At 39.9% G+C, this 13284-nt stretch carries 10 protein-coding genes; 3 read left to right on the top strand and 7 right to left on the bottom strand.

From position 1 onward, the window contains the following. Window positions 1–164: 164 nt before the first annotated feature. Window positions 165–3071 carry a sensor histidine kinase gene (locus BMW53_RS12680; protein ID WP_038558080.1) on the bottom strand — a complete coding sequence of 969 codons (2907 nt, stop codon included), beginning with the start codon at window positions 3069–3071 and terminating at the stop codon, window positions 165–167. Further along, window positions 3071–3865: a LytR/AlgR family response regulator transcription factor gene (locus BMW53_RS12675; protein ID WP_038558083.1), complete on the bottom strand. Its 795-nt coding sequence runs from the start codon at window positions 3863–3865 to the stop codon at window positions 3071–3073. The genes BMW53_RS12680 and BMW53_RS12675 overlap by 1 nt, the downstream gene beginning before the upstream one ends. Before the next feature lie 296 nt (window positions 3866–4161). Between BMW53_RS12675 and BMW53_RS12670 the strand changes: the two genes are divergently transcribed. After that, window positions 4162–4758, top strand: coding sequence for a hypothetical protein (locus BMW53_RS12670; RefSeq protein WP_038558086.1), 597 nt, complete (start codon window positions 4162–4164; stop codon window positions 4756–4758). 397 nt (window positions 4759–5155) lie between these two features. Next, window positions 5156–5737 (top strand): T9SS type A sorting domain-containing protein, encoded by a 582-nt coding sequence (locus BMW53_RS12665; RefSeq protein WP_038558088.1) that lies wholly within the window; start codon window positions 5156–5158, stop codon window positions 5735–5737. Between the two features lie 204 nt (window positions 5738–5941). Here BMW53_RS12665 and BMW53_RS12660 read toward each other — a convergent pair whose 3' ends face one another. The 5 genes from BMW53_RS12660 to BMW53_RS12640 all read right to left on the bottom strand — a co-directional run bounded on the left by BMW53_RS12660 (window position 5942) and on the right by BMW53_RS12640 (window position 10979). Then, a complete protein-coding gene (locus tag BMW53_RS12660) occupies window positions 5942–6187 on the bottom strand; it encodes a type II toxin-antitoxin system RelE family toxin (protein ID WP_038558090.1) in 246 nt (81 codons plus the stop codon). Next, complete coding sequence (locus BMW53_RS12655) at window positions 6177–6365, bottom strand: hypothetical protein (protein WP_038558093.1); 189 nt, start codon at window positions 6363–6365, stop codon at window positions 6177–6179. The genes BMW53_RS12660 and BMW53_RS12655 overlap by 11 nt, the downstream gene beginning before the upstream one ends. A gap of 133 nt (window positions 6366–6498) precedes the next feature. Beyond that, the gene (gene scpA / locus BMW53_RS12650; RefSeq protein ID WP_038558095.1) at window positions 6499–8655 is read right to left on the bottom strand and encodes a methylmalonyl-CoA mutase; all 2157 of its coding nucleotides are present in this window, start codon (window positions 8653–8655) and stop codon (window positions 6499–6501) included. Window positions 8656–8695: 40 nt separating this feature from the next. Beyond that, on the bottom strand, window positions 8696–9088 hold the full coding sequence (locus tag BMW53_RS12645; RefSeq protein ID WP_139178142.1) for a GxxExxY protein: 393 nt from the start codon (window positions 9086–9088) through the stop codon (window positions 8696–8698). 28 nt (window positions 9089–9116) lie between these two features. After that, window positions 9117–10979, bottom strand: a complete 1863-nt coding sequence (locus tag BMW53_RS12640) for a methylmalonyl-CoA mutase family protein (protein WP_038558097.1) — start codon at window positions 10977–10979, stop codon at window positions 9117–9119. A 475-nt stretch (window positions 10980–11454) separates the two neighbouring features. On the opposite strand from BMW53_RS12640, the gene BMW53_RS12635 reads away from it, so the two are divergent. Then, on the top strand, window positions 11455–13248 hold the full coding sequence (locus BMW53_RS12635) for a fasciclin domain-containing protein (RefSeq protein ID WP_051568163.1): 1794 nt from the start codon (window positions 11455–11457) through the stop codon (window positions 13246–13248). Window positions 13249–13284: the final 36 nt, after the last annotated feature.

Here is a 13284-nt window from a genome sequence, read left to right as displayed (position 1 = left end):
GAGGAGATAAATTCTTCTTGTTTTTATTATATCAATAATGAAAAGAACTATGTCTTAATTGCAATACAAAACTATGCAAATGATCTGAAATAAAATTAGGTATTTTATAAACGGTAGGTTCTGGCGAATAAGCGGTAGGTTTTGGCGAATAAACGGTTTTGAGCCTACTCAACTATAGGCACCAAAAGTGTAATTTTTGCTCCCGGATTTGTTTCTCCAGGGTAAAGTTCTTCGTTCTTAATTTGGGTTTTTACCCGGTATTTTTCGCCAATTAGCTGAATCCTTTTTTGAGTAAGGTTGGAAGCCATATTCAGATGGCTTTTCGTTTTTGAGAATGCTTTTGATTTCTCGAACCCAATTCCATTATCTTCAATTACTATCCGGATACTTTTTTCATTAATGTATATAAAGCGGATGGTAATTTTTCCGTTGCCCGACAATTGGGAAATGCCGTGCCAAATGGCATTTTCAACAAACGGTTGTACAATCATCGAAGGAATGTAATAATCGTCTTGCTGCAACTGCTCGTCGAGAATTACACTGAAATCAAAATGGTTTTCCATTCTGAATTGTTCCAGCTCAATGTAGTTTCTTAAACGTTCCACTTCGTCATCCAATAAAACGGAGTTCGATTTAATGGAATTCATGGTTTGCCTTATTAGTCGGGCAAAGCGAGACAGATAAGCACCTGCTTCTTCGGATTTATTCTGTAGTAAAAACTTTTGAATCGAACCCAACGAATTGAAAATAAAATGGGGGTTCATCATCGATTGTAAAGCCCGGTTCTCGAGTGTAACAAGCTGGTTGTCTTTTTCGCGCTCGCGAAGTTGACGGAGGTAGTAGCTTCTTACCAGCAAAAATCCCAGAAACAACAGGATAAGCAGTGCCCCGATCTTTGTAATTATGCGTTGAAAAAAAGTAGGAACTACGGTAACCGGAAGTTCGATTACTTCGCTGTAGGGTTCCATATTTTTTCTCGATTTCAATTTAAAAGTATAATGTCCGGGTTTTAGGTTAAGATATACCACTTGTTTTTCGGTACCGGTAATCCAATCGTTATTTACACCTTCCAGCATGTAGGCATAGTTTGATGGCGACGAAGAGAAATTAAGACTCGAAAATTCAATGTTTAAGCGGTCTTTGCTTTTGTATATAATTTCGCCTTTGTCAAGCGCAATTTCTTTTTCATCGAGTGTTACTTTCGAAAAATAAGGTTTTGTGGGGATCATAACTGCATTAACACATTCGCTAACGGGAATAAGTGTTAGCCCGTCGTCGGAGGCGACATATAAAATTTCGTTGTGGCAATACAGGTCGTTAATATTGTTGAATGTAATATTTAGTCGGTTAAGTACTGCAGTTTTGCCCTGAATAACCTGTGTTGGATTTGAAATAAAATAAACCGTTTGCGGATTATACAGAAAAAGCGTTTTATCATAGTAAATCATATCTTTTATTTTCAGGTTGATATGATCTTCGAGATTGTTGATAAGGCTGTATTTGCTGTTGCTGTGCATTAAAACAAGTTCCGAATTGTCGGCTTCTTCAATTTGAAGGACTTCGGTGGTTGAGTCGATGCTTATGTTCGAAGCGATCCATTTTCCGTCGAAAGCACTGTAAGTAGAATCGGTAGAAATCTGTCCGTTTGAAACAACATAGTTTGTGTTCCCATTTACAATCAGATCATTTTTGTAGTTTAGAAACATATTACGTATTCGCCCCCAGCCGGTGTAGTTTATACGAAATTGCGGGTAGTTGTCTTTAAGTTGACGGAAGAATAAATTGTCGTTTAAATAAAAATTCACTACCGATTCGGATGGGTCAACTATTGGTTTTTTAACATGAATATTCGACTTGTTAAAATTGTCGTATTTAATGGTGTTGCTTTTCGGGTCGATTCGAAGATTCCTGTAAATGTACAATGGCGTATTTATGCCACTTATCAGCAATGTATTGTCGCTTAATTGTGTTATCTGGTCGAGTATATATTCACCAACATCCATTTTTTTGTCGAAAAGTTTCCCATCCTTAAAAATGAATAATGATTCGCCGTTTGTTAGCCACAAAAAATCGTTATTTGATGGTGCTATGGCTCTTACTCCTTTCTCGTCAAACTCGTCGGTCTCTATGGTTTGGTATTTTAAAATGCCGTTGTTTATTTTAAAAACACCGTAGGTAGTTGAACTTGTCCATAAGTTGTTTTGATCATCAATCACCACGTTTTGAATTTTATCCATCTCGTGGTGAAACACCAGACTGTCGTTTTTAAAACAATACAAGCCGTTGTCGAATGTCGATACCCAAAGGAATTCATCCTTAACCAGCATGTCGTTTACCACCTGGGCATCAATGTGTACAAAGTTTTTCGAAATAAGCTGTGAACCCTGAAACAGGTGAATATTCCCATCCATATCGCATACATAGGTAACGCCTTCGGGCGATAGGGTAACGCGGGTTACATTAAAATCAAGCGGGTGGATTTTTATTATTTTATCTACTGTACTTTTTTCAACTATGCGGCTATTATCCCAAAACAGGAGATTGTTATTAGTGTTTCTGGTAATATTAAAAATAACAGCTCCGTTTACACTCGATGGCAGGTAGTCGATAAAATGGTTGCCTTTTATCACCGAAACTTCTCCGGTGCCATTGTACAGGTAAATGGTTGAATCTTTATCCTGAAACAGATCGTGGTAATAAAAATCGGTTTTTATTTCGCTCAGGAACGGAGCATTTTTTTCGTTAAACACCTTGTTTTTATAGATAAAGTTAACCGAGCCATCAATATTCAGGCACCAAATCCGTCCTTCCAGGTCTTCTTTCATACGGGCAATGCGGTTATAGCTCATCCCGTTTTTAGTGGTGTACCGAACATAGCTTGTGCCATCAAAACGAACTACACCGGCAGATGTGCCGAACCACATAAAATCATTCTTATCCTGTAATACACAAAACACCTTATTGGTGGGTAATCCATCGTCAATTGTATAATTGGTGATAAACGGATTTTGTCCGCAAACAAGCTGAGAGATGAATAAAAATAGTGCAGGTATTAACAGGGCTTTTTTCACTATTCAATTGTTTTGGAGTATTTTGAAACAGCTTCTTTAAACTCGGTGTATTTTCTGCGCGAAATAGCCAATTCTGTTTGGTCGTCCATTATTGCGTAGTTGCCTTCGAAACTCGAAAATCCCCGAAGAAAATTTAAATTGATCAAAGTGGATTTATGAATGCGAATAAAAACCGAAGGATCGAGAATCTTTTCAATGTCTCCTACTGGTCTGGTCGATACTACTTTTTCGAGGCCCGACAGATGAATTACAGAATAAGCTCCATCAGCTTCAATATATCTGATTTTATCTATTTCTAGAATTTGAAAACCAAACTTCTGGATTACCGTAATTTTGGGGGCATAAACAAAACCATTGTTGGCCTGGCGGGTAAGGTTGTTTAACGATTCGCCGTACGTTGTTTGTATATCCTGGTTTTGGCGGCGAAGATCGAGATGCGATGTAGCCTTCGATACCGCTTCTTTTAATTCTTCCGGATCAATGGGTTTTAGCAGGTAATCAATGGCGTTTGTTTTTATGGCGCGCAAGGCGTATTCTTCGTAAGCTGTGGTAAAAATAATGGCGTAATCTTCTTTTGGAATACTATTCAGAAAATCGAAGCCATTTTCTCCGGGCATCGAAATATCGAGGAAAATTAATTGTACATCCCATTGGTTTAGTAATTCACGTCCCTGGCTGGCCGAACCGGCCGTATCGCAAATATTAATATTCGGGCAGTTGCGTTGAAGTAAGATCTTCAAAGCCTCCTGCACGTTCTTTTCGTCGTCGATAATTATGGCGTTGTATTTAGTCATCACTAACAAAGATAGGATTAATTGTAAAAAATAATTTGCTTTTATATAAGCGGTAGGTTCTGGCGAATAAGCGGTAGGTTCTGGCGAATAAACGGTAATTTTTACACGTTATAATTTGCCGGTTTTTAGCTTGTTCTTCATCAATTTTAAGGGTTAACACCACATTAACACAAGTATAATTCGTTGAAGATAAAGGACTGAATGGTCTTTAACATTCGGTTAACAGGATGCAATTAAACTTTATCCCTATATTTCTGTCACAGAAGCTGAAAACAATTAAATAGAGAAAACAAGTTATGCAACGATTAAACAAAGTTCTTTTAACAATTGCTCTTGCACTTGGTGCAGGAGCTGTAATGGCAACAGGAAATTTAAGTGTAAGTATTTCGGAAGGCGAAGGTGCTGAGGCCCACGTTCGTGTTACCAATGCGGTAGAAAGCCAGTTTGAAATGGAAATTCGCAACGGGAATAATGATATTATTTATTACAAGCAAATTCAGCAGCCGTTGAAACTGGTTTTGAACACTTTTGATTTTTCGAAACTAAGCAATGGCCAATACACTTTCTTTGTGAAGATTGACAACGAACAAAATGTTTCCACGCTGGCCGTTAAAAATGGTAAAGTAAAAGTTATTGATCAGGTAAAACAGGTTGATCCCTACTTTGGTTTATTCAACGATCAGTTGAATATCTCCTATCTGAATCATGGTGCGGGCGATGTAAAATTGTTCCTGTATGATGAACAAAACAATAATCTGATCCATGAAGATTTACTGGGATCGGAGTTTGCGGTGCATCACGCCATTGATCTTTCGAATCTTAAAAATGGCAGCTACGAGGCTGTTTTGGTAAGCAGCAATGGAACCTATGAATACGACATTACGCTCAATTAATATTTTTCGTAAGTATAGTTAGATTAGTTAGTTTTGGTAGAGCGAATCCGAATGGGTTCGCTTTTTTTATACTAAAACTGAAGGTTAAGCAGTGGCCTCTTTTTGTAGTTTAATCAGTAATGAAACACTATAATCATCTACCAAATCTATCTTCCTATCTGTAAACATCAGAAATACTGCTTTTTTAACGCTGGTTTTCAATCCGATAGTTTCTCCTGGAGATTTTCTTAAATTAACATCGTATTAACATGGCAGTGAAATGCCTGTTAATACAGGACTTTTGAACTGTTTGCATATGAAGTGTTTAATGAAACATAGAAAAAGATGAACAAAAAGAGCCTGAATTCCTTTTACTTACAGAAAACAAATTGAAAACAGAAATTAAAAATTTAGAATCATGAAAACTTTATTTGTAGGAATTTTGGCAATGTTTACAGTAAGCGTTGCTATGGCATCAGGAAATTTAAAAGTGAATATGGCTGACAGCGAGAGCGAAGCTACAGTAATGAAAATTTCGAACTCGGAAATGGTTAATTATGAAATTAAGTTAGAAGATGCATGGGGTAACCAAATTTATGAGATGAATACTGAAATCCCTCGAAGCGAGATTAACAAACGTTACGATTTATCCAATCTTGAAAACGGAATGTATTGGTATTCAGTTAAAACGGGTGATGAAGAAATTCGTAAGCAGTTGTCCGTAAATTATGGAGAAGTTGAAGTAATGGATGTGCGAAAAACTGTGGATCCTTATTTTTACCAGGACGGAGATCAGATTAAATTAACGTATTTGAACTACGAAAGCGAGGACATAAGACTGTATGTTTACGACAATAACACATTATTGAAAGAAGTAGCATTGGGTAAAGATTTTACAATACATAAAGCTATCGATTTTTCGGATCTGAATGACGGAGAATATGATGTTGTACTTACCAATGATTATAACATCTACGAAAATCGTGTAATAATTAATTAAGGCTTGATTGAAAAGAAAAGATAGAGGGCGGATTCCAATTTGGGAGTTCGCTTTTTTTTTATGCGATAAAAGCCGGTCCCAAACGGAACCGGCTTCAATTTTTCTTGATTCATCGAATGACTACAAGTCATACGATGAATCAACATCACAAACAATATTCATAGCATAACTTTAAGTCATACCATTAATATGTAGTGACTAATCCTATTTATAGCTCTCTTTCCGATGAAGAATCCGGCCAATTTCAATACAATCATCAAGCACATCAAACAAGATACGGTAATCGCCAATGCGTAAGCGATAGGCCGGTTCGAAATTGGTAAGTTTTTTAACGTTTGTAACGTCTGGAAAATCTTTTAAGGAAATAATTTTAGTGTGAATTTTTTTTCTGAGGTCAGGGCTAATCCGTTTTAAATCTTTAATGGCAGAATTACGAATTCTAATCTCCATATTTAAGATATTCATCGAATGGAATGGATTCCTCGTTTCTGGTTGCCCTGAGAAGTTTTAAATCATTCATGTCTTCTTTCGAAACAATTTCCAATCCTTCATCTTTAAACGATTTTAGCAAACGAATAACTTTGTTCGCCAGCTTGTCGTTATTGATATTTATTGTAATTGACTTCATTATTAGTACTTATCTCTTACAAAGCTACAAAAATAATGCAAAACTTATTAATAATAAAAGCCGGTCCCAAACGAAACCGGCTTTCTGTATTTTGTCATTTTTTTAACTTTTAACTTTATCCTTTTGCCTTGATCTAATCTTCCTTGTAGGCTTCGATTAAAATCTCAAGGATTTTTTTGCCTGCGCCAGCAACGCTGGTTCCAGGGCCGAAAATGGCAACTGCACCGGCATCGTACAGGTATTGGTAATCCTGGTGAGGAATTACACCACCACAAATAACCATGATGTCGTCGCGGCCCAGTTTTTTCAGCTCGGCAATAATGGCAGGAACCAGTGTTTTATGACCTGCTGCCAGCGAAGAAACACCTACAACGTGCACGTCGTTTTCAACGGCTTGTTTGGCACTTTCTTCCGGAGTCTGGAATAATGGTCCCATATCAACATCGAAACCAAGGTCGGCGTAACCGGTAGCAACAACTTTTGCACCGCGGTCGTGACCATCCTGACCCATTTTGGCGATCATAATACGTGGCTGACGGCCTTGCAATTCAGCGAATTTCTTCGCTAAAGCCTGAGCTTCCTGGAACTCCGACTTGTCTTGTGCTTCTGCTTTATACACGCCTTCAATAGTTCTGATTACTGCTTTATAACGTCCTGCAACTTTTTCACAAGCATCCGAAATTTCACCTAACGAAGCACGTTTTTTAGCGGCTTCAACCGACAAGGCCAACAAGTTGCCTTCGCCTGTTTCTGCAGCTTTTGTAATGGCTGCCAACGCTTTTTGTACGTCTTCTTCGTTACGCTCGGCACGCAATTTTTCCAATCTTTCGATTTGCGATTTACGAACTGCTGTGTTGTCGATATCTAAAATGTCAATCGGATCTTCTTTTTCCAAACGGTATTTGTTGATACCTACAATTGTTTGTGATCCACCATCAATACGGCCTTGTGCACGTGCTGCAGCTTCTTCAATACGCATTTTTGGTACACCGGTCTCGATGGCTTTGGCCATACCACCAAGTTTTTCAACCTCTTCGATTAATGCCCATGCTTTTTGTGCCAGCTCGTGTGTTAATGCCTCAACATAGTACGAACCTGCCCATGGATCAGCTGAACGACAAAGTTCAGTTTCCTGTTGGATGTACAGCTGCGTGTTACGTGCAATACGTGCCGAGAAATCGGTTGGTAATGCAATCGCTTCGTCAAGTGCATTGGTGTGCAAACTTTGTGTTCCACCCAATGTGGCAGCCATTGCTTCAATAGCAGTTCGGCCAACGTTGTTAAACGGATCTTGCTCAGTTAACGACCAACCCGAAGTTTGCGAGTGTGTACGCAGTGCCATCGATTTTGGATTTTTCGGGTTAAATTGTTTAACCAGTTTTGCCCAAATCATACGCGCTGCACGCATTTTGGCAATCTCCATAAAGTGGTTCATTCCAACCGCCCAGAAGAAAGACAAACGTGGTGCAAAAGCATCAATATCCAAACCGGCTTTAACACCTGTGCGTAAGTAATCCAAGCCGTCGGCAAGGGTGTATGCCATTTCAATGTCGGCAGTTGCACCAGCTTCCTGCATGTGATAACCCGAAATCGAGATCGAGTTGAACTTTGGCATATTCTGAGAAGTGAACTCAAAAATGTCGGCAATAATTTTCATCGAGAATTCTGGTGGGTAAATGTAAGTGTTACGCACCATAAATTCTTTCAGAATATCGTTCTGAATTGTTCCTGAAAGTTGCTCCAGTGTAGCGCCTTGTTCCAGTCCTGTAACAATGTAAAATGCCAATACAGGAAGAACAGCACCGTTCATGGTCATCGATACCGACATTTTATCCAAAGGAATCTGATCGAAAAGGATCTTCATGTCCAGGATAGAGTCGATTGCCACACCCGCTTTACCAACGTCGCCAACCACACGTTCGTGGTCCGAGTCGTATCCGCGGTGTGTTGCCAGGTCGAATGCCACTGACAAACCTTTCTGACCGGCCGCAAGGTTACGACGGTAGAATGCGTTTGATTCTTCGGCAGTTGAGAAACCAGCGTACTGACGGATAGTCCAGGGACGCATGGCGTACATTGCCGAGTAAGGTCCGCGGAGGTAAGGTGCCAAACCTGCTGCGTAGTTCAGGTGCTCCATTCCTTCAAGGTCTTCTTTGGTGTAAACCGGTTTAACAGGAATCTGCTCCGGTGTTAACCAATCTTTTTTGATGTTGTTTTGTGCAGCCCAGTCAGATGCTTTCGCCTGCTCGGTAGCTGCTTTGATATTTATATTTTTAAAATTCGGTTTCATAATTCTTTTGTTTTAACACGAAGACACTAAGTCACGAAGATTAAAAGTATCCGTTAATTTTTCGTTTAATACCTTGTTTGATTAATGGTACATTAAAATTGATTAGATAACCCAGTTTCATGTCTGCCAGTTTCATGTAGGTTAGAGTTTGTACCTCGTGAACCGGCAACAACATTTCAACAGCTTTCAACTCAATGATAACGCACTTTTCAACTAATATGTCAATGATAAATTCTTTCTGAAGAATCTTGTCTTTATAGACAACCGGCAATTTAACCTGCCTCTCAACAGTAAGACCACGTTCTTTCAACTCTTCAACTAAACAAATTTCATAAACCGATTCGAGCAAACCAGGTCCTAATTCTGAATGCACTTCAAAGGCAGCATCCACAATCTGTTTCCCAATTTTTTCTATTTCAGTTTTCGAGATCATCTTTGAGTCTTCGAGTCTTTGTGTTTAATTATATCCCCAGTTTTTCTTGGTAACCTTTTAACTCTTCCAAAATGTTGCTTTTCACATGAATGAAGTTGGTGATACCTTTTGCTTTCAACTCGTCTGCGCAAGCAGGAGCTCCGGCAACAACCAAAATTTCTTCACCCAATTGCTCAGCTACTGCAGGAACAATTTCAGCATACTCATCATCCGAACTACAAACCACAACAATGTCGGCGCCTGCTGCTTTTGCTGCGGCAACACCTTCTTCAACTGTTGCGAATCCGTTATTATCCTGTACGTCGAAACCGGCAACGGCAAAGAAATTACAGCTGAATTGTGCGCGTGCCTTACGGAAAGCAAGGTTACCCATGGTAAGCATAAATGCCAGCGGGCGTTTGTTTTCGCGTGCGTACATGTCGGTTGTGTAGCGCAATGCTTCAAATGGTTGAGCACCGCGGTAAGGTTTCAGTGTTTCCACTTCAGCACCTTCTTCGGCCAGGTCAACTGCTTCGAACAATGAACCGTCGAAATCAGCTTTCATGTTTTCTGTGAAGTTAGGGAACTGGTTGGTTCCAAGGATATTTTCGCGACGCTGAGCGATCTTTTTGTTGCGATCTTCAGCCATTGCTTTAACTTCAGCCTGAACAAAACCTTCTTTGAAAGCAGCAATGAAACCACCTTTTTCCTGAACGGTTAGGAAAAGTTCCCATGCCTGATCAGCTAAGGCTTCAGTAAGTGTTTCAATGTAGTAAGAACCTGCTGACGGATCGGCAATTTTATCGAAGTGCGATTCTTCTTTTAACAGGATTTGCTGGTTACGTGCAATACGCTCCGAGAACGGAGTAGTTTCTTCGTAAACCGCGTTAAACGGAAGTACAGTTACCGAGTGTGCACCACCCAAAGTGGCCGACATTGCTTCGGTTTGTGTACGCAGCATGTTTACATACGGATCGTAAACGGTTTTGTTGAAACGGTTGGTTTCGCTGTGAACGATCATTTTTGCCGAACACTTGCACTCTGGTCCGTAAGCTTCAACAATCTTTGACCATAAAAGTCGGCCGGCACGCAACTTGGCTATTTCCATAAAATAGTTGTTGCTGATACCCATGTTGAATTTAATCGCTTTAGCTGCATCGTCAACACTAACACCGGCTTCGGTTAATTGTGTTAAGTACTCGGCTCCTTGTGCCAGCGCGAAGGCCAACTCCTGAGCGATTGATGATCCGCTGTTTGCGAAGAATTTTCCGTGAACGCCAATTATGCGGAAATTCTTAACAGGTTTTGCTGCTTCAACAGCCTGAACCAGGTTTTTTACTGCATCTTCTTCCAGTTTACCTTTTAACACGAAAGTTCCAATAGGATCGATGGATGCCGAAGCAATCACTTTATCGTTGTCCCAGTTGCCTTCCGAAACGTAAGCTGCAAAAGCTTCGGCGCAGTTGCAGTTGTCGCAAGGGCAAACCAGGTTAACTTCGGCTGCTTCCAGACAAATGTCTTTAAGCAACACGCCCAGGCTTTCCTTGGTAACCGAACCACATTCGCTGAAAAGGAAACCCAAAGAGGTGATGCCTTTCCCAAGCACTTCCAAAGCTTTTTTGTTAGCTTCTTCAAAATCGGTAACAAAGATGTTTTGACGAATGAACCAATCGTTGTTGGTTTTATTGTTTCCCCGCACATATGGAAATTCTCCCGGTAAGCTTTCCAGGTAGTCTTTTCCTGCAAGGTTTTCCTGACGGTAATACGGGCGTACTTTGAATCCCTCGTAAGTTTTCCAAACCAGCGAACGCTCGTAGTCTTTGCCTTTTAAATCGGCATTAATTTTTGCTTCCCACTCTTCTGTTGTGATGGGTGCAAAATCGGTGAACAGTTTTTGCTCTTTATCTGCCATGTTGAAAATTGTTATTGAAAATCGAGTGGCAAAATTAGGGGTTTTAAAGGTACGCACCTCAGAATCACTATGGTTTTTGACGAATGTTAACAAAAATCATGTTAATCATGGGGTCAATTTAAAGTTGAGGTAAGATAACCCGTAATAACAGACAGTCAACTCTTTATATAATGTGGTGATTTACGTGAGGAATTCTATAAAAACAGTTCTTGAAATTATAGGAAAAACACACTTATGCAACGATGTATTTAATAGGTGGTTTTAATATTAACATATTTTAACAAAATTGCTGAATGCCTCGAAAATAGGGGTGTATGGATGATTTAGAAGCTAGAATGTGTATTAAAAAATAAAAAAGATTAAACAAAAAGTGTTTAAGATTGTATTAGTTGGTGTTGAACAAATTGAAAACAAGAAAACAATTTCAGAGAACGAAAACAGAAACACGTATTTACACACTTTGAAAACTAGAATTATGAAAACGATTGAATTTTTTAAAAAGACAAAAAGCCGGTTTAATTTTCTACCGGTAGTGCTATTAGCTTTGGTAATTGGGTTTACCTCATGCGACGATGACGATGATCCAGCTCCGATGCCGGAAATGGAAGCAGAGGAAGAGAAGACTATTGTAGATGTAGCTGCCGAGGCAGGTTCATTTAATGTACTGATTCAGGCAGCACAAAAAGCTGGCCTGGCCGATTTCTTAAGCACCGAGAAAAATATTACCGTTTTTGCACCAACCGACGACGCTTTTGCAGCTTTGTTAACCGATTTGGGTGCAAGCAGCTTAGATGATCTGGATGCAGCAACTTTAGCAGCGGTTCTGAAGTACCATGTTGTTGGTGATTTAGCTTATTCGAACAACCTTTCGTCGGGAGCAGTAGCTACTTTAAATACCGATTCACCTGATGAAACTCCTCTTTCAATTTTGGTAAATGTTGATGGAGGTGTAATGGTTAACAACGCCACTGTAACCACTGCCGATGTTATGGCTTCAAATGGAGTTATTCATGTTATCGACAAAGTATTGCTGCCACCAACAGTGGTTGATCTGGCCACTTATTCGGAAAGTTTTACATCGCTGGTGAGTGCTGTTGTTAAAGCCGATTTGGCAGGAGCTTTAAGTGGTGATGGACCATTTACTGTGTTTGCACCAACAAACGATGCTTTTGCAGCGCTTTTTGCCGCACTCGGAATCTCGGATTTGGATGAGGTGGCAGTTGAAGATTTAACCTCGATTTTAACTTACCACGTGGTTGGCGATAATGTAATGTCAACCGAACTGTCAGCTGGGAGTGTTGCATCAATCTCGGGCGAAGAATTTGAAGTAACCATTGACGGTGAAGTAATGATAAACGGTACAGTTAAAGTAGTAGCTACCGATATACAGGGAACAAATGGTGTTATTCATGTAATTGATGCCGTTTTGGTTCCTGAAATGCAAAAGTCGAATACCATAGCCGATATTGCTGTGGCTAATTCGGAGTTTTCAATTCTGGTTGAGGCGCTAATGAAAGCTGACCTGGTTGGAGCTGTTGCAGATAGTGAGGCAGAGTTGACTGTTTTTGCGCCAACCAATGATGCTTTCGTTGCGCTTCTTTCTGAGTTGGGAGCTACCTCGCTGGATGATGTGCCGGTAGGAACATTAACCGATATTTTACTGTATCATGTTATTGGCAGTAAAGCCATGTCAACCGATTTGGCCAGTGGTTATTTCCCAACATTATCAACATTTAGCGACAATAATCTGTCGATGTACATTGAAGTTGGCGAAGGTGTAACGATTAACGGAAATACAATGGTTACAGCTGCCGATATTGAAGCCGACAACGGAGTGATTCACGTAGTTGATAAAGTTATTCTTCCGCCATCGGTAGTTGATATTGCTATTGCAAACGAAAATTTTAGCACGCTGGTTAGTGCAGTTGTAAAAGCAGGTTTGGTTGATGCTTTAAGTGGCGAAGGACCGTTTACCGTATTTGCACCTACCAATGCAGCTTTCGATGCATTGTTTGCCGAGCTTGGAATAGCGGGAATTTACGACCTGACTGCCGAGGAGTTAACGCCAATTCTTTTGTATCATGTAGTGTCGGGTAACGTACTTTCAACCGACCTTGCAAATGGCGAAGTGCCAACCTTAAAAGAGGGAAGCAGTATTACTGTTGATCTTTCATCAGGAGTAATGATTAACGAAAGTAACGTTGTAGCAGCCGATGTGCAGGGAGCGAACGGTGTTATACATGTTATTGATAAGGTATTGCTGCCGTAATTAGATGATATGGATTGCAATGAGACAGCATCTTTC

The sequence above is a fragment of the Draconibacterium orientale genome (genome assembly GCF_900111425.1).
GTDB lineage: Bacteria > Bacteroidota > Bacteroidia > Bacteroidales > Prolixibacteraceae > Draconibacterium > Draconibacterium orientale.
The sequence above is the reverse complement of the archived record's forward strand: the minus strand, read 5'-3'. Positions and strand labels throughout refer to the sequence as shown.

Bases quoted from the DNA above. Each gene is read 5' to 3' on its own strand.
- BMW53_RS12645 (WP_139178142.1), bottom strand. From the start codon at position 9,088: ATGATCTCGAAAACTGAAATAGAAAAAATTGGGAAACAGATTGTGGAT.
- BMW53_RS12635 (WP_051568163.1), top strand. From the start codon at position 11,455: ATGAAAACGATTGAATTTTTTAAAAAGACAAAAAGCCGGTTTAATTTT.
- BMW53_RS12665 (WP_038558088.1), top strand. From the start codon at position 5,156: ATGAAAACTTTATTTGTAGGAATTTTGGCAATGTTTACAGTAAGCGTT.
- BMW53_RS12640 (WP_038558097.1), bottom strand. From the start codon at position 10,979: ATGGCAGATAAAGAGCAAAAACTGTTCACCGATTTTGCACCCATCACA.
- BMW53_RS12660 (WP_038558090.1), bottom strand. From the start codon at position 6,187: ATGGAGATTAGAATTCGTAATTCTGCCATTAAAGATTTAAAACGGATT.
- scpA (WP_038558095.1), bottom strand. From the start codon at position 8,655: ATGAAACCGAATTTTAAAAATATAAATATCAAAGCAGCTACCGAGCAG.
- BMW53_RS12655 (WP_038558093.1), bottom strand. From the start codon at position 6,365: ATGAAGTCAATTACAATAAATATCAATAACGACAAGCTGGCGAACAAA.
- BMW53_RS12675 (WP_038558083.1), bottom strand. From the start codon at position 3,865: ATGACTAAATACAACGCCATAATTATCGACGACGAAAAGAACGTGCAG.
- BMW53_RS12670 (WP_038558086.1), top strand. From the start codon at position 4,162: ATGCAACGATTAAACAAAGTTCTTTTAACAATTGCTCTTGCACTTGGT.